A 15,621-nucleotide genomic window follows, 5' to 3' on the forward strand; every position below is an offset into this window, starting at 1 on the left:
TTGCGTCCTAGGTCAGGGTCCTAGGCCTGATCGCGTTGGCCTTGTCGACGAGTTCGACGCGCTGATCGACCGATCCCGCCAGCCGGGCCAGCGTCCGGTAGCAGCGTTCGAGACCGAACCGCAGATCCCGCTCCTCCAGATCGCAGCCCAGCACCTTCGCGCCCGGCGTCGGCCGGTTCTGCGCGTTGAGCCAGCCATGCGCGGCTTCGAGCACCTCCGCCGACAACCGCGTGCGGCGTTCGGCGTCGAGTTGAAGGCGCTCGAGCCGCGTCGAAGCGTCGACGAGATCCCGCTCGGACACCATGACCGGGTCCTTGCCGCCGCCGTTGATCCTGGTCTTGATCTTGATCGCGGCCACCTGCGCGGCGACGTAGTGCGAGGACGACGCCGGGACGGCCTCGAGCACCTCGATCGCGCTGGCCCTGGCGCCCTGCGCGAGGTACACGCGAGCGAGCCCGAAGGCGGCGCTGACGTATGACCGGTCCGTTCGCCACACCAGCTCGTAGTAACGCGCGGCGCCGAAGTAGTCCCCGACGCCTTCCGCGCTGACGGCCAAGGCCAGCTTCGGCGCGATCTCGCCGGGCAGGTCGTCGTACACCGCGTCGAACGCGACGTGCGCGACGCGGGACCGGCCGCCCGCGAGCTCGATCAGGCCGCGGTACCAGTCGATCCGCCAGTCGTGCGGGAAACCGGCCTTGATCGCGAGGTACTGCGCGGCCTGCAATTGCCGCTGCGCCTCGACGAGCTCGCCGAGCTCGATCCGGGCCCGGACGATGCGCAGCCGGACCTCGATCGACTCGCGCGGTGCGCCGGCCAGCGACTCGATCGCGCCCTTGGGATCGAGCGCGACGGTCGACGCGAGCACGCCCGCGGCCGGGTCGTCCGTGTCGACCTGCGGGATCGGCAGGCCCGAGACGACCTCGCCCGGATCCGGCAGCGGAACGCTCCCGCCGTGCTCCGGGACGACCAGGTCGACGCCGAACGTGCGGGTCTCCGGGCCGAAGACGGTCGAAGCGCCCGGGCGCGGTTTCCCGGTGCCCAGCGCCATGATCTCGCGGAGCACACCGGTCAGCTGGTCGCCCATCTCCTCGGCCGCGATGAACCGGCGGTCCGGGTCGGTGTGCGTCGCGCGCTTCAGGAATCGGTAGTACGAACCGAAGAGCGCGAACAGCGGGACGACGTCCGGACCGGGCAGGGTGGCCTTGTACTTGCTGGTGTAGCCGGAGAATTCGAAACTGAGGACGGCGAGCGTGCGGCCGACCGTGTACAGGTCCGATGCCACCGAAGCGCCGTGGGTCGCCAGTTCGGGCGCGCTGTAGCCGGTGGTGAAGAACAGCGGGCTCTCGTAGTCGTCCGTGCGGCGGACCGCGCCGAGGTCGATCAGCTTGAGCTGTTCGTGCGTCTGGATGACGTTGTCGGGCTTGAGGTCGCAGTACAGCAGGTTCTGGCTGTGCAGGTAGCCCATGGCGGGCAGGATCTCGAGCCCGTAGGCGATCACCTGGCCGATCGGCAGCGGCTCGGGGCGCTTCGTCTCGCGGTGGTGCGCGAGCGCGAGCTGGCGCAGCGACTGGCCGCCGACGTACTCCATGACGATGTAGCCGACGGAGTTGCCGGTGTCGCCGTCCGGATGCTGCACGAAGTTGTGGATCTTGACGATGTTGGGGTGTTCGACCTCGGCGAGGAACCGCTGCTCGTTGGCGGCGGCCGCCATCGCGGTGGCGTCACCGGTGTCGATCAGGCCCTTGAGCACCACCCAGCGGTCGCTGACGTTGTGGTCCTGCGCGAGGTAGATCCAGCCGAGCCCGCCGTACGCGAGGGCGCCGAGCACCTCGTACTGGCCGCCGACGATCTCGTTCGGGCGCAGCTTCGGGACGAAGGAGAACGGGTTCCCGCACTTCTCGCAGGTGCCTTCCGGCGAGCCGGGTTCGCCGTCCTTGCCGCGGCCGACCTTGGCGCTGCAGCTGCCGCAGAAGCGCTTCTCCTCCGACACCATCGGGTTGTCGAGGACGGCGGACGCCGGGTCGCGGTACGGCACCTGCGGGACGTCGACGAGCCCGGCGCCGAGACGGCCGCGGCGGGAGGTGCGCGACGACGTCCGGCGGGCGGTACCGGGGAAAGACCCCGTTCCGGTGCCGGTGCCCCGGCTGCCCGAGCCGGTACCGGTTCCTGTCCCGGTGCCCCGGCTTTCACTCGATCGTTCGGGCAGGACGCTCTCCGTGCCCGGGTCCGGCAGCGGGCCGGGTCCGTTGTCGACGCGCGGCGTCGGCGGCATGATGCTCTGCGTCTCCGGCGTCGGCGAGGAGAGCACGCTGGTCGGCTGCGGGACGTCCGCGGGGGCCTGCCAGGCGGGCCGGACGATCTGGGTCTGCGGGCTCACGGGGGCCATGTCGCCCGGGGGCCGCGTCGGGTCGTCGGCGCCGGGGATCGGCCGCTGCTGGCCGCGCGGCGGAGTCTGCGGACGCTGGACCGGCGCGTGATAGACCGTGCGCTCGGCGTCGGTCTCCGGCTGGGGTCGCTGTTTCGGCTTCGGCGGCTCGTTGAGGTCGAGCCTGCCGGAAATGGACGGTTCGGGCGTTTCCCAGCGGACCGGCGCCGGCGGTGTCCACGAGGCGGGCTCCGCCTCGCGTTCCGGTGTGGCGTCATCCGGCGCTGCGTGCCGAGGACGGCGCGGCTCTTCCGACACTGGTACCTCCCGAATCCCCGCGACGGCGTCGTCCCTGATCCTAGTGGTGAGCAGGCAGGTCCTGCCCGCACCGGGTCGAACCCGCTACGGTTCGGGAGAGAACCGATTCAGCAGGTGATGAGGGGGAGGACCGGGTGCCTGCGTCATTTTCGATGTCGATGGCCCAGCTCGACGTCGTACTCGAAGAACTCGGGCTCGGCAGATTCGTGCTGCCCTTCGAAATCCCGACCGTCGGAACCACCGTCACGGAACGCGAGCGGATCTGCGACGAGGTCTGGGCCGACCTGGCCGACCGCGGCTTCGCGCGCGGCCGCGAACTCCTGCGCGACTACGAACAGGCGCTCCGGCTCTGGGCGACGGGCGACTTCGTCGTCACCTTGGAGGCGCACGAGGTCGAGCAGGACGCCGAGTACCTCTATCGGGGTGCTTGGAACCAGCGCCTGGGCGTCGTGAGCGAGCAACGCGGATCCGACATCCTCTTCGAGCCGGTTTACCCCGAACAGGTCGTCGCGACCCTCCTCGGCTACCTGCCGTCGCTGCCACCCTTCCCCGGACGAGTGACGACGTCGAGCACCCTCCCCCCGTCCAAACGACCGGACGACCCGTTCAGCAAGGACCCCGGCAACCTCCGCCTGGGCGCGGCCGGCCGTTTCTTCGAGTTCCCGCTCGCGCGCCTCGGCACGCTCGGCATCACCCTGCGCGACGACCGGGGCAAACCGCAGCAGAAGAGCGTCCAGTGGTTCGACAGCGTCCAAGGCCGCTTCATGCTCACCACCGACCGCTTCCCCGACGGCGAAGTCCGCCGCACGTTCACCCCGACGAGTGGCTCTCACCTGGCACGATGGATCCACGACCTGGTCGAAGCCGCCCGCGTCGGCAGCGCGTGATCCTCGCCGGAAGGCGGCCTTCGTGACCGTTTCCGCTGATATCGTGACCTGACGAGCGCTACGAGTAACCGGGACTTGGTACAGGGGAGAGACCATGACTGACGGCACCGGCGGACCACCGGGCGACTTCTCGAAGATGCTGGGCGACTTCTCGGCGCAGGCCGATTTGATGGTGACGGCGGCGAAGGAAGGGAAGTTCGCGGTCAGCGAGGAGGCCGGGGAAGCGCTGAAGACCGCCATCACCGAGTACGTCGATGACTGGCGTAAAAACCAGCGAGCCTTCCAACGTCTTTCCGAAAAACCGATGCTCGGCACCGGTCCTTTCGCACAGCAGGTCGGACACCATGCGACCTTGGTCGCCGACGGCGATGAGCTATCGGCCAAAACTCAACTGGACACGCTCCAAGACGTGCTCAACCGAGCCATGGATGCGATCGACCTGGCCAAGTCCAAGTACAAACAACAGGACACAGGCGGCGCCGACCACCTCAATTCTCTGAAACGGAACTGACAGAACTCGCCATGATCACCAAATCAAGGTTGTTGAAACTCGCCGCCCTCCCGGTCGCGCTCGCGGTCACAGTGGCCGGCTGCTCTCAGGAAAAGCCTGGGAATGCCACCCCTGAATCGACGCCATCGAAACCGTCCTCGCAATCACAAAGCACTGGTCCCGTGGATGTATTCGGCGGCTTGAAGGCTTGCGATCTACTCGAGCCGACCACGACTCCCAAAGGCTTTGACCCCCCTGAAGTCGAGACCTACGAAAGCGACAACGGCTGCGCGACCGAAAAGAGCGGGTTCGCCTCCGTGAGCATCTACCTCGTCTCCAAGGCCGGGATCGACCAGTTGTCGGCCGGGCAGGGAACGAAGGTTCCGACCAAAGTCGGCGATCGAGAAGCCGTGGAAATCCCGGGCGACTCCGGCACACAAGCGTGCACGGTGGCGATCGCCGTCACGCCGACGTCCCGGATGACGGCGTCGACGTCCTTGAACAGGGGCACCAACGAAGAAGCCTGCGTGCTGGCCCGAGAGCTTGCCACAGCCGCTGAACCGAAACTGCCTAGAGGCAACTGACCCGGAACGGGGAGGGACCATGGTCAACGTCGGGCAAGACGACTTCAACAGCGCGTTGTCGGCGACGGGTAAGGCGAACCGTGACTACGAGGGCAAGCGCTACTCCGACACCTACAACGAGACCAACGCCGGCCCCGGCGGGAATTCCCTGACCGCGAAGCTGACGGCTGAAGCGAAGGCGGGCGAGTATTCAGGCGAGCAGGCTACGACTCTCGCGCAAGGACAGCAGTTCCGCACTGGCCTCACCCCCTCGGAACAGCGCTATGAAGCGATCCCTCATGGTGACCTGAAGAACATGGTCACCCAGGACCTCGATCCGCGCGATATCGACGAAAAGGGTGAGCTCTGGAACAACCAGGGCAATTCCCTCAACACCTTCAGCAGCGCCGTCAACGCCGCGATCGGCAAAGAAGGCGAGCACTGGCAGGGAGACGGCGCCAAAGCCGTCACGGATTTCTTCTCCAACGTCAGCAAGTGGGCCGACACCGCGGGTGACGGCGCCTATCTCGCGTCCAACCGCTTCTCCCAGTCGGCGGCCGCGGCCACGACGGCGAAGAACTCCATGCCCGAGGAGGTGCCCTTCGACCGCAACGCCGAGTACAAGAACGCGATGCAGCAGCTCGGGCAGGGGAACTTCGCGGGCGCGGTGGAGACGGTCGGCAACATTTCGGCCAAGCAGGAGCAGTCGTTCCAGGCGCATCAGCAGGCCGCGCAGGTGATGCACACCTACGACCAGTCGCTCTTCGACGTCAATTCCAAGCAGCCCACGTTCGCACCCCCGCCGGAAATGGGCGATTCGACGACGGCGTCCGGATTCTCCGGCGGGACCGAGGCCAAGGGCTTCAGCGGCGGCCCGGGGCCTGGGCCCGGATCCGGGCCGGGCGTTTCCGGTCCGGGTTACACGGGCGGACCAGGGCCGACGTCGGGGCCCGGGCCCGGGATCACCACGGGCGGCGGGCACACCGGGGTGCCGAATCCGGGGCAGCCGCTCAGCGGGCCGCCGGGGTCGTTCCGGCCCGGGCCGAACCCGGGGCTGGCGGCCATGAACGGTCCCGGACCTTCCGGCCTCGGACGGCTGGGCAGCGAGCAGTACCGCGGCAAGCCCGGCCGGACGCCGAGCGGGCCGGGCGGTAGCGCGGCGAGCCGGTTGACCGGCGGCGGTGGCGGCGGGTTCGGGCGCAACGGCGGATCGGGCAACGTCGCCGAGCGGCTCGCGGGCGGCAAGGTTTCGGCCGGTGAGGCCGAGAAGCTGGCGGGCAAGGGTGGCGGGTCCGGCTCGGGCAAGCTGCCCGAGGAGCGGGTCACCCGGGGCGGCGCGGCGGCCGCGGGCAAGAACGGCGGCCAGGGTCCGATGGGCGCCGGCGGTCCGGGCGGCAAGGGCAAGAAGGAAGAGGACAAGGAAAAGAAGGCCCCGAACTACCTGCAAGAGGAAGACGCGGACGTCTTGTTCGGCGGCTACGACGGCACCACGAAACCGGTGCCGCCGGTGATCGGCGAGAAGTCCCAGTAACGCGAAACGGGCCGTTCGGGAGCGATCCCGAACGGCCCGTTCTCACTTGTACTGAGCCGGGGGCGGCGTCCCGCCTTCGAGTTTGTTCCCGATCCACTTCGCGTAGCTCGCCTGCCACGCGCCACCGCGCACGTTCTCCAGCACGGCGTTCACGTACCGCACCATGTCCTCGTTCTCCTTCGGGACACCGATGCCGTAGTTCTCCTCGCTGAACCGGTCCCCCACGATCTTCAGCGTCGGGTCCTGCGCGAGCATCCCGGCGAGGATGACGTCGTCCGTCGACACCGCCTCGACCTGCTTCTGCTGCAGCATCACCAGGCAGTCCGACCAGTTGTCCACCGAGACCGGCACCGGCTTCGACGGGTCCGCCGCGATCTTCGTCAGCGAGGTCGACGTCTTGGTCGCGCACACCCGGCGCCCGCCGAGGTCCGAGAGCTGGTTGACCTTCGATCCGGATTCGACCAGGATCCGTTGCCCCGCTTGGTAATACGCCGTCGAGAAGGCGACCTTCTTCAGCCGGCTGCAGGTGATGCTGTAGGTCCGGACGACGACGTCGACCTGCTTCTTCTCCAGCACGTCTTCCCGCAGTTTCGACGGGATCGCCCGGAACTGCACGCGACCTTCCGCGCTGCCGAAGATCGCCTTCGCGATCTCGTTGACCATGTCGATGTCGAAGCCTTCGAGCTGGCCCGACGTCGGATTCCGGAAACCGAACAGGAACGTCGTCTGGTCGACGCCCGCGACGAGTTTGCCGTTTTCCTTGATCTTCGCCATCGTCGAGCCGCTCGTGATCGACGTGCCGCTGGTCGGCCGCAGGCTGGCCAGCGGGTTGCAGCTCGTGTCGGTCGTTCCGCCGCTCCCGGCGTTGTCGGCGCCGCCGACGTTCGCGGGCTGCGGCGGGGCGACGTCGCCGACGGGAGCCGGTTCGACCGGCGCCCCCGCGCTGCCGCAAGCCGTCGCCAGCACCAAGACCGCGCCGAGCACGGCCGTTCGCAGACCGTTCCGCATCACCGGTACTCCCTCAGCCGTTCACGGATTCCCAACGCGGACCCCGCCGCCGCGATCAACGCCAGCACCGCGATCCCCGGCGCGAGCAGCGTCAGCGCGCGTTCTCCGCCGCGGGTGTCGTCGAGGAATTCCTGTCGTCCCACGTTGATCGCGGCCACCAGACTCTCGTCCAGCCGCAGGAACGCTCCGGCCGCGCCGTCCTTCTTGTCGTCACGGATGGCCGTGTCGACGGCGTCCTGGTACGCGCCGTCGTCGTCCTGGCGCCGCACCTGCCCGTGCGCCTTGAACCACGCCGACGCCGCCTGGATCGCCGCGTCCACCTTGTCCGCGGCCGCGCCGCCCGCCGCGAGCCCCTTGGCCTCGCCCAGCAGACCGCCCTGGCCGTCCGCCCCGCCGAGCTGCCCGGCGAGATCGATGAAGTCCTTTTCGTACGCCGCGCCGTCGCCGCGGGCGACGAGGGTCAGCGTTTCGTCGGCTCGTGCCTGCAGCGCCGCGATCCGGGCGCGGACGAGGACGTCGACCTGGTGCGACCCGTCGTCCTCACCGCTGCCGACGAGGCTGCTCTGCACGATCAGCGCCACCGCGCCCCACAGCAGGGCGACCACCACCGACACCGACGCGACGACGAGCCCGACGTTCAGCAGCCGGTTGGTCTTCCGGGTCAGGTGCACCTGCGTGACGATCAGCGCGGCGAGCAGGGCGAGGAGCAAAGCCGTTGCCAGCCAAGGGAATCCGGTCGCGTCGTCCTGTTCGGCGGCGAGCCGGTCGGTGTCGATGCGGTACAGATCCTGTGCGGCGGGAAGGATTTTCGCCCGCATCAGTTCGGACGCTTCACGCAGGTACGAGGCACCGACGGGAAAACCCTGCCGGTTGTAGGTGCGCGCCGTCTCGATCAGTCCTGTGTAGACGGGGATCTCACGGCCGAGGGTGTTGATCTGTTCGGCCGCTTCGCCGACGCCGGTGGAGTCCGACGCCGCCTTCGCGAGCGCCGCACCGGCCTCCGCGACGTCGCGTTCGTACCGCTGGCGCATCGGGAGCGGCTCGGTGCCGATCGAGAGGAACGAACTGGCCGCCGTCGCGTCCGCGTCCGAAAGCGCGCGGTAGACCTGCTGCGCGGCGGCGGCGAGGGGTTCGCGGTGGTCGATCAGGCCGTTGATCGTGTCCTTCTTGTCCTGCGCCGCCAGCGCGCCGAACAGGCCCGCGACCAGCGACAGCAGGACGAGCCCGATCGCGATGACCGAGAGTCTGCCCGGCGTGGTCGCCGCGGACCGGATGATCGCGCGGATCCCGTTCCCCGGCAGTTCGAGCAGCCCGGCGATCCCGCTGCGGCCTTCCGGCGCAGGGGGCGGCGCGGGGCTGCCCGGCGGCCCCGGCCGGGTCACAGTGCTCGTCATCGCCGATCCTCCCCATTGGCTCTACCCGCAAAGAAGGTATCCGAGTCGGGATCGGCGCAGCCAGTGACACCGGCGTGTGTCATCGGCACGTGATCTCCCGGCCGGGTCAAAGGCCTTTTTCCAGGCCGTACCGCACGGCCTCCGCACGATTGCGCACACCGATCTTGGCGAAAGCGTGGTTGATGTGGCTTTTCACGGTGGCCTCGCCGATGAACAGCTCGGCGGCGATTTCCGGATTGGACAGCCCGCGCGCGATGAGCCCGAGCACTTCCGCTTCGCGCACCGTGAGACCGTCCGGGAATTCGGTCTTCGCCCGGGTGACCGTTCTCGATTCGAGCGCGGCGACGAGCCTGTCCGAGACTTCGGCGGCGAAGATCGCTTGGCCGTTGGCGGCGGAGCGGACGGCCGCGCCGATCTCCGCGCGGCCCGCGTCCTTGGTCAGGTAGCCGCGGGCCCCGGCGCGCAGCGCGTCGGCGATCGACGCGTCGTCCGCGTACGTCGTGAGGACGACGACCGCGATGTCCGGGTGATCGCGTTTGAGCAGCCTGGTCGCGGCCACCCCGTCCAGGACGGGCATGCGCAGGTCCATCAGCACGACGTCGGCCGCGGTGTGGCGGAGCAGGTCGAGCGCCTGCCGTCCGTCGCCCGCGGAGCCGGCGACCTCGACCCCGTCGATCAGCCCGAGCAACGCGACGAGCCCTTCGCGCATGACCTGCTGGTCATCGACCACGACCACCCGGATCACGCCCGCACCACCGCCTCCACCGTCCAGCGCCCGTCGTCCGGACCCGCGGTCAGCGTGCCACCGGCGAGCGCGAGCCGCTCCCTCATCCCGGTGAGCCCGAACCCGCCGGTTTCCTCCGATCGGGCGGTTTCGCCGAGTTCGTTCCACACCCGCAAGCGGACCTCCGAAGGGGTGAAGAGCAGCCGGAGCGACACCGGTCGCCCGGAAGCGTGTTTCGTCGCGTTGGTCAACGCCTCCCGCGCGACCCCCACCAGCGAGACCACCTGGGCGGACGGCAGCGGCCGCTGCTCCCCCGAGACCTCGAACGACACCCCGTCGTGGTGCGCGTCCGCCAAGTGGCGCAAGGCTTCGGCCAACGACGGGACGTCACTGCGCAAGGCCGCGACGGCGTCACGCGCCTCGGCGAGTCCGTCCGCCGCCAGTCGCCGGGACAGCCGGACCCTGCCGAGCGCACCGTCCACATCGGACTTCTCGGCCAGCAGCGCCTCGGCGACCTCCAGGTGGATCCCCAGCGCCCCCAGCGAATGCGCGAGGACGTCGTGGATCTCCCTGGCGATGCGGGTGCGCTCGTCGAGCGCGGCCGCCCGCGCGTGTTCGCTCTGCGCCAGCTTGGTCTGCTCCAGCAACGCGGCCGCCTGCGCCGCCTGCACCTCGTACTGCCGCCGGTTCAACCCCAGCAGCATCAGCACGAGCAGCACGCCGACGTTGCCGAACACCAGCGGCGCGGACGCGCCCGCGACCAGGCCGGTGACCGCCGCGAGGCTCGCGTCGAGCCCCACCACCCCCAGGATGGCGGCCACCGACGGCTCGGTGAGGGTGGCGAACCGGCTGACCGTGACCACCGCCAGCACGATGGCGGAGGAGTCCTCCGCCCAGCCGAGCGCGATCGACGGCGCGACACTCGCCACCGCGAGCAGGACGGTCGCCACCCGGGGGAACCGCGGAGAGGCCGCCACGAAACCCAGCCAGCAGGCCCCGCTGACGCCGTACGCCGTCCAGATCCACGCACTGGACTCGCGTGCGGTCAGCAGCACCACCACGACCGCGGCCGTGCCGAGCAGCTGGACGACCAGCCAGCTCGGCGCGATCGTGTCCGGGAGCAGCGGCCTCTCACGCTTCCCCATGTGCCCCCTCAGTGATCGCTCAGCCTCGTGATCATCTCGACCAGGATCAGGCGGTACGCCAGGAACCCCAGCAGGACGACGACACCTACCACTACCAGCCCCAACAGGCCTTTCACGTTCATTTTTCCCATGACTCGAACGTTAGGCACGCCGAGGGGTGGACCGGGACCGTCGCCGGGTTGAGCCGGGGGTGGAGGTTTCAGGCGCGGACGGCGGGCGCGACGGAGTGCGGGAGGACCTCGCCACCGTCGGCGGGCCGTTCGACGACGACCTCGACGCCGTCGTCGAACCGGTACGGCCTGGCCAGCAGGATCCCGCCGAAATGCCGCCTCATCCTGGACATCTCCGCGCGGACGGTGACGGTGCGGCCCGCGTCGCCGAAGAGGTCGAACGACAGTTCCGACGCCGATCGCCCTTCCCGGTGGAGAGCGAGGACGTACAGCATCTCCGCGTGCCGCGGGCTCAGCCGCTGCGACCAGGTGCCCGCCGCACCCGAGACGCGCAGCGTGCTCTCCCGCGACGACTTCAGGTCGAGGACGACGCGGGTCGGCGGCGCGTCCTCCTCGTCGGCGACCCGGACGAGCCAGCCGCCGGGCAGCGGCTCCAGCAGGCAGTTCCCGTAGGTGGGCAGCCAGGTCCGGCCCGGGGCCGGATCGTTCGGCAGCGCGATCCGGCCGACCGGGACGAAACCGGCCGAGGCCGCGACCCAGCCGTGCGGGTCGGCGATGACCGCCCGGCCCTTCACCTTGGTGAGCAGCGGTGACGCCAGCCCGCGCAGCCGTTCGAGTTCCGTCAGATGGGTGGTGCGCAGATGCGCTTCGGCGAGTTTCGCGACCGCGTCGACCAGGGCCAGCGTCGTCGGATGCACGGTGGAGGCCGGGCCGGAGAGGTCGACGACGCCGAGCAGCCTGCCGTCCCGTGGATCGTGGAGCGGCGCGGCGGCGCAGGTCCAGTCGTGCTGGTTTCGGACGTAGTGCTCGGCGGAGTAGACCTGGACCGGATGCCGGGCGACCAGCGCCGTCCCGATGGCGTTGGTGCCGACGGAGTTCTCGTGCCAGTCGACGCCTTCGACGAACCCGAGCGCGTCGGCGCGGCGGCGGACCGCGGTGCTGCCGTCGCGCCAGAGGACGCGCCCGTCGGCGTCGACGACGGCCATGATGTGCGCGGCCTGCTCGGCGAGGCTGATCAGACCGCCGCGCAGCGCGGGCAGGACGGCGGCGAGACCGCTCTGGCGACGGCGGGCCTCCAGCTGGTCGGGGGCGAGCACGGGCACCGGGGCACCGCGATCCGGGTCCAGGCCGAGGCGGCGCATGCGCCGCCAGGAAGCGCCGATGACCGCGCGCGGACGACCCGGGAGGACGGTCCCGGCGAGGGCGGCCTCGTGCACCTTGGCGAGGACGCGCGCGTGCCGCCGCGGATCCGCGCCGACCGGCAACGCCGCCTCCAGCTGCACCTGGCCCACTCCTTTGGTCCGTTTCGGCCAGTGTGCCCGGGTGGAGCGGCGTTCGGAAGGTCTCTGTGGCCTGGGCGGGCTTACCCGCCGAAGGGCGCGTCCGCCAGGTGGGACCGGGGAAAGGCCCCCTTCGGCCGTCGCCCGAGGAGCAGACCGGTCCTGGTGGCCTCGGCCATCACGGCCCGGACGTCGACGCACCACGGCCCGTCGGGCTTGAGCTCGACGAAAGCGCTCTCTCCTTGTTTCAGCACGAAGTGCGGCTGGCCGTCCAGCGCGATGGAACCGCCGGCGGCGGCGAGATCGACACGGACCCCGGGATGCAGCACGCTCCAGCCCCGGACGCCGACCGACCGGACCTCGCCGGGCGCGATCGGCGCCTGCACGACGTACGGCGTCTCGTCGACCGGTCCGAGCGAGACGGCGATACCGTCCACAGTGGACTTGGGGCTGGGGCACAGCCGCCCGGGGATGCTCGACAGGCCGATCCCGTCCGGGACGGCGAACGTGCAGTACAGCTCGGTCAGCGACGCGGAATCCCAACGGCTCTCCGAACACACGCTGACGTCGGTCAGCGCGATCTCGCGGCGGGCCTTCGTGACGACTTCGAGGATGGTCGCACGGTTCGTGACCAGGTCCGCGTCGACCTGGTGGGTGGCGAGCAGTCCGGCGGCGAGCCCGGCGACGGTGGACTCGTCGGCACCCCCGGCGGGCAGCATGAGCAGCGGGACGTCACCGCAGGCGGCCGCGGCGGCCCGCATCAGGCCGTCGTCGCCCAGGCAGATGAGCACACTGGCACCCGCGTCCACCATCCGGCGGACGGTGCCGATGATCTTCCCCGCCTCGGTCCACACCATCACCCGGCCGACCCCGGCCACGCGGAGTGCCGAGCGCAGGCTCTGGATGTCACGCTCCGAAGCGGGGTTCGCCACGATCCCCGCAACCGTTTCGCCCACATGTCCTCCGCTGCCGCGCCAAGTCTCTACAAGGAAACGACGTCCGGGCCGCGAAAGAAAGAGTTGCACGGGGTTGCATCGCGACTCGCTGTGCGAACACGGCCATTTTGGTCACTTCGCGAGGGTTCGCATCCGGGAAAAGCAGCAGGGCCGCCTCCCCGTGGGGATGGCGGCCCTGCTTGGAAAACCTGGATCAGATCACGGTGACCGAGGTGGCCTGCGGACCCTTCGCGCCCTGCCCGATCTCGAACTCCACGCGGGCGTTCTCCTCGAGGGTACGGAAGCCGTTGCCCTTGATCTCGCTGTAGTGCACGAAGACGTCGCCGCCGCCGTTGTCGGGAGTGATGAAGCCGAACCCCTTCTCGGAGTTGAACCACTTCACAGTGCCCTGAGTCATAAAATCTCCATATGCAACACAAACAAACAGGAAGCCACGTCGGCAGCCCGGGTCCTGACCAGACGGTTTGCTTCCCCGGAAACACGAGGAGACACTACGCCCGCTGAGTTCTGCGAGCGTGAACCAACACGAACACAAAAATCGAGACCTGGAGCAGTAAAGCACACCGCACGCAGGCCGACAAGCGCCTTCACCCGGGTGTGCGCAGCCGCACTGTACCCCTTGCCGCCCGGCTCTCCACTGCCCGGCCCTCTACCGCCCGGTCATTCCCCGCTGGCCGCGCGCAGCGGTACTTCGGCGCCGAACGGCGAACGGCGCAACGCCTCCCGGTTCGTCGCCACGACGGCGATGTCGTGGGTCTCCGCGTCCGCGCTGAACAGCACCGGCACCACGCCGGAAACGGACTTGTCCTGTGGCTTCGTCTCGTCAGCCATGTTTTCTCCCAGTGTCAACACAATGTTTCAGGTACTCGCGTGCCAACAACCCACCGGTGATCATTCCGGTCCATATCGGACTCTCGGTGTTGCGGGCGATTGTGCCACGGCCGACCGACAAAATCCGGTCTCCGCGACCGAAAGTCGGCCGAGTCGTCATCTCGTTCCCACCCTTTGGAGCAGGTGAAGGCGGCGCCACAAGGGTTTCTGTGTATCCCCTGAGAAAACCGCGCCGCTACTGCTGGCCCTGCTGCGGCCTCGCGGCGCCCAGCAGGCTCGTCAGCCGGATGTCCGGGGTCACCACGTCCGGATCCGTCCTGATGTCGATCACGCACGGCCGTTGCCGGACCAGCGCGCTCGCGATGATCGGTTCCAGTTCCTCGCGGTCGTCCACGGTGTACCCGGCGGCGCCGAGCCCGCGCGCCCACGACGCGAAGTCGGTGACGGGGACGGTGACACCCGACAGCCTTCCGTGCTTGCGCGCCTGGCGCACGGCGAGCGGACCGTGGAGTCCGTTCTGGAACACCAGGACGGTCACCGGCACGCGGTAGCGGACGGCGGTCTCGATCTCCTGCCCGGTCATCAGCGCGCCGCCGTCGCCGACCATCGCGATCACCGTCCGGCGCGGCTCGGCGAGTTTCGCCGCGACCGCCGCGGGGACCGCGTAGCCCATGGCCGCGTTGCTCGGGCCGAGCTGGCTGCGCGGCGCGGTGAAACACCAGTAGCGGTGCATGAACTGGGCGAAGTTGCCCGCGTCGCTGGTCACGATCGCGTCTTCGGGCGCGAGCTTGCGGACCGCGCGGATGACGTCGGCGGGGTGGACGCGGGTGGCGCCGCTGGTGTCGGGCGGCGTCATGAAGGTGTGCACGGCGGCGTTCGCGGCCGACGCGCGGCGGGTCCGCGGCGAGGCGACGTCGCGCAGTTCGCGCAGGAACGGCTCCACCTCGGAGTCGACCCGGAAGGTCAGGCCGCCGCGCCGCGCGGGCTCGATCCCGGTGCCGACCAGCACCAGCGTCTGCGACGGCGTCGGGTAGCGGTAGGACTGCGTGGTGACCTCGTCGAGCTGAGTGCCCAGCGCGAGCACGAGGTCCGCGCGCTCCAGCGCGTCGAGCTGCCGCGCGGGGATGCCGATGCCGAGGTGGCCGGCGTAGCGCGCGTGGTTCTCGGGGAAGGCGTCCTGGCGGCGGAACGCGTTGTACACCGGGAGCGCGAGCTCGTCGGCGACGGCGATCAGCTCGTCGCGCGCCGCGCGGGCCCGGCCGCCGACGATCACCACCGGGTAGCGGGCCTCGTCGACCAGCTGCGCGACCGCCTCGGCGGTGCGGCCGAGCGCGCCGGTGGCGGGCGCCTTGACGGAGGCGACCGGTTTGGCCGAGTCGAACGGGACGCCCCAGAAGTCGGCGGGGACGGCGACGACGGTCGGCCCGGGACGTCCTTCGCGGCAGCGGGTCAGCGCCTCGACTAGCAGGCCGGGGACCTCGTCCGGGGATTCCGCGCGGCCGGTCCACTTGGCGATCGGCTCGAACATCGCGGTCAGGTCCGCGGTGGGCAGTTCGCTGGTCGGGCCGGGACTGGACGGCGGGTTCTCCAGCAGGACGACCATCGGGCTCTCGTCCTGGTACGCCGTGGACACGCCGATCGCGAGGTTCGCCGCGCTCGGGCCGCGGCCTGCCAGCAGCACCGCCGGGTGCTCGGTGAGCTTGCCTTCGGCCTCGGCCATGAAGGCCGCGCCGGAGTCGTGCCGCGCCGAAACGAAGGTGATCGACCGCTCGCGTTGCAGCGCGTCGAGCAGATCCAGGAAGGACTCACCCACCACCGCGTACACGCGGTGGATCTGCGCCTCGGTCAGGATCCGCACGGCCGTCTGGGCGACGGACGCTCCCGGTTGGTATCTAATGGGATGAGCTTAGGCGGGCGGTGATCGGTGCCGTCAAGCGATCTTCCGATTCCGGCAATCCC

15 protein-coding genes are annotated in these 15,621 nt (G+C 69.8%); 4 read left to right on the forward strand and 11 right to left on the reverse strand.

Features of this window, described 5'->3' with window-relative positions; all coding sequences use genetic code 11:
* Positions 1-7: 7 nt before the first annotated feature.
* A complete protein-coding gene (locus tag AB0N89_RS05795) occupies positions 8-2,683 on the reverse strand; it encodes a tetratricopeptide repeat protein (RefSeq protein ID WP_364200591.1) in 2,676 nt (891 codons plus the stop codon).
* 134 nt (positions 2,684-2,817) lie between these two features.
* On the opposite strand from AB0N89_RS05795, the gene AB0N89_RS05800 reads away from it, so the two are divergent.
* The 4 genes from AB0N89_RS05800 (at position 2,818) to AB0N89_RS05815 (ending at position 6,154) form a co-directional block, all read left to right on the forward strand.
* Positions 2,818-3,570 carry an ESX secretion-associated protein EspG gene (locus tag AB0N89_RS05800; RefSeq protein WP_364200593.1) on the forward strand — a complete coding sequence of 251 codons (753 nt, stop codon included), beginning with the start codon at positions 2,818-2,820 and terminating at the stop codon, positions 3,568-3,570.
* 94 nt (positions 3,571-3,664) lie between these two features.
* Positions 3,665-4,081 carry a hypothetical protein gene (locus AB0N89_RS05805; RefSeq protein WP_364200595.1) on the forward strand — a complete coding sequence of 139 codons (417 nt, stop codon included), beginning with the start codon at positions 3,665-3,667 and terminating at the stop codon, positions 4,079-4,081.
* Positions 4,082-4,092: 11 nt separating this feature from the next.
* On the forward strand, positions 4,093-4,644 hold the full coding sequence (locus AB0N89_RS05810; protein WP_364200597.1) for a DUF3558 family protein: 552 nt from the start codon (positions 4,093-4,095) through the stop codon (positions 4,642-4,644).
* A gap of 19 nt (positions 4,645-4,663) precedes the next feature.
* Positions 4,664-6,154 (forward strand): hypothetical protein, encoded by a 1,491-nt coding sequence (locus tag AB0N89_RS05815; RefSeq protein WP_364200599.1) that lies wholly within the window; start codon positions 4,664-4,666, stop codon positions 6,152-6,154.
* Between the two features lie 42 nt (positions 6,155-6,196).
* On the opposite strand, the gene AB0N89_RS05820 is transcribed toward AB0N89_RS05815, so the two are convergent.
* The 10 genes from AB0N89_RS05820 to AB0N89_RS05865 form a co-directional block, all read right to left on the reverse strand.
* The gene (locus tag AB0N89_RS05820) at positions 6,197-7,162 is read right to left on the reverse strand and encodes a glutamate ABC transporter substrate-binding protein (protein ID WP_364200601.1); all 966 of its coding nucleotides are present in this window, start codon (positions 7,160-7,162) and stop codon (positions 6,197-6,199) included.
* On the reverse strand, positions 7,162-8,556 hold the full coding sequence (locus AB0N89_RS05825) for a hypothetical protein (RefSeq protein ID WP_364200603.1): 1,395 nt from the start codon (positions 8,554-8,556) through the stop codon (positions 7,162-7,164). Before AB0N89_RS05825 ends, AB0N89_RS05820 begins: the two co-directional genes overlap by 1 nt.
* Before the next feature lie 106 nt (positions 8,557-8,662).
* Positions 8,663-9,301, reverse strand: a complete 639-nt coding sequence (locus AB0N89_RS05830; RefSeq protein ID WP_364200605.1) for a response regulator transcription factor — start codon at positions 9,299-9,301, stop codon at positions 8,663-8,665.
* Positions 9,298-10,425, reverse strand: coding sequence for a histidine kinase (locus tag AB0N89_RS05835; RefSeq protein WP_364200607.1), 1,128 nt, complete (start codon positions 10,423-10,425; stop codon positions 9,298-9,300). The genes AB0N89_RS05830 and AB0N89_RS05835 overlap by 4 nt, the downstream gene beginning before the upstream one ends.
* Before the next feature lie 8 nt (positions 10,426-10,433).
* Positions 10,434-10,556, reverse strand: a complete 123-nt coding sequence (locus AB0N89_RS05840) for a hypothetical protein (protein WP_255432399.1) — start codon at positions 10,554-10,556, stop codon at positions 10,434-10,436.
* Positions 10,557-10,624: 68 nt separating this feature from the next.
* Positions 10,625-11,887, reverse strand: a complete 1,263-nt coding sequence (locus AB0N89_RS05845; RefSeq protein ID WP_364200609.1) for a GAF domain-containing protein — start codon at positions 11,885-11,887, stop codon at positions 10,625-10,627.
* Positions 11,888-11,958: 71 nt separating this feature from the next.
* On the reverse strand, positions 11,959-12,831 hold the full coding sequence (locus AB0N89_RS05850) for an ATP-NAD kinase (protein ID WP_364200611.1): 873 nt from the start codon (positions 12,829-12,831) through the stop codon (positions 11,959-11,961).
* A 193-nt stretch (positions 12,832-13,024) separates the two neighbouring features.
* Positions 13,025-13,228, reverse strand: coding sequence for a cold-shock protein (locus AB0N89_RS05855; RefSeq protein WP_005163378.1), 204 nt, complete (start codon positions 13,226-13,228; stop codon positions 13,025-13,027).
* Positions 13,229-13,491: 263 nt separating this feature from the next.
* Positions 13,492-13,662 carry a hypothetical protein gene (locus tag AB0N89_RS05860; protein WP_005163371.1) on the reverse strand — a complete coding sequence of 57 codons (171 nt, stop codon included), beginning with the start codon at positions 13,660-13,662 and terminating at the stop codon, positions 13,492-13,494.
* A 235-nt stretch (positions 13,663-13,897) separates the two neighbouring features.
* Positions 13,898-15,559, reverse strand: a complete 1,662-nt coding sequence (locus tag AB0N89_RS05865; RefSeq protein ID WP_364200875.1) for a thiamine pyrophosphate-dependent enzyme — start codon at positions 15,557-15,559, stop codon at positions 13,898-13,900.
* Positions 15,560-15,621: the final 62 nt, after the last annotated feature.

It is taken from the genome of Amycolatopsis sp. NPDC089917, assembly GCF_040684635.1.
GTDB lineage: Bacteria > Actinomycetota > Actinomycetes > Mycobacteriales > Pseudonocardiaceae > Amycolatopsis.

Bases quoted from the DNA above. Each gene is read 5' to 3' on its own strand.
- AB0N89_RS05805 (WP_364200595.1), top strand. From the start codon at position 3,665: ATGACTGACGGCACCGGCGGACCACCGGGCGACTTCTCGAAGATGCTG.
- AB0N89_RS05810 (WP_364200597.1), top strand. From the start codon at position 4,093: ATGATCACCAAATCAAGGTTGTTGAAACTCGCCGCCCTCCCGGTCGCG.
- AB0N89_RS05815 (WP_364200599.1), top strand. From the start codon at position 4,664: ATGGTCAACGTCGGGCAAGACGACTTCAACAGCGCGTTGTCGGCGACG.
- AB0N89_RS05820 (WP_364200601.1), bottom strand. From the start codon at position 7,162: ATGCGGAACGGTCTGCGAACGGCCGTGCTCGGCGCGGTCTTGGTGCTG.
- AB0N89_RS05825 (WP_364200603.1), bottom strand. From the start codon at position 8,556: ATGACGAGCACTGTGACCCGGCCGGGGCCGCCGGGCAGCCCCGCGCCG.
- AB0N89_RS05835 (WP_364200607.1), bottom strand. From the start codon at position 10,425: ATGGGGAAGCGTGAGAGGCCGCTGCTCCCGGACACGATCGCGCCGAGC.
- AB0N89_RS05840 (WP_255432399.1), bottom strand. From the start codon at position 10,556: ATGGGAAAAATGAACGTGAAAGGCCTGTTGGGGCTGGTAGTGGTAGGT.
- AB0N89_RS05855 (WP_005163378.1), bottom strand. From the start codon at position 13,228: ATGACTCAGGGCACTGTGAAGTGGTTCAACTCCGAGAAGGGGTTCGGC.
- AB0N89_RS05860 (WP_005163371.1), bottom strand. From the start codon at position 13,662: ATGGCTGACGAGACGAAGCCACAGGACAAGTCCGTTTCCGGCGTGGTG.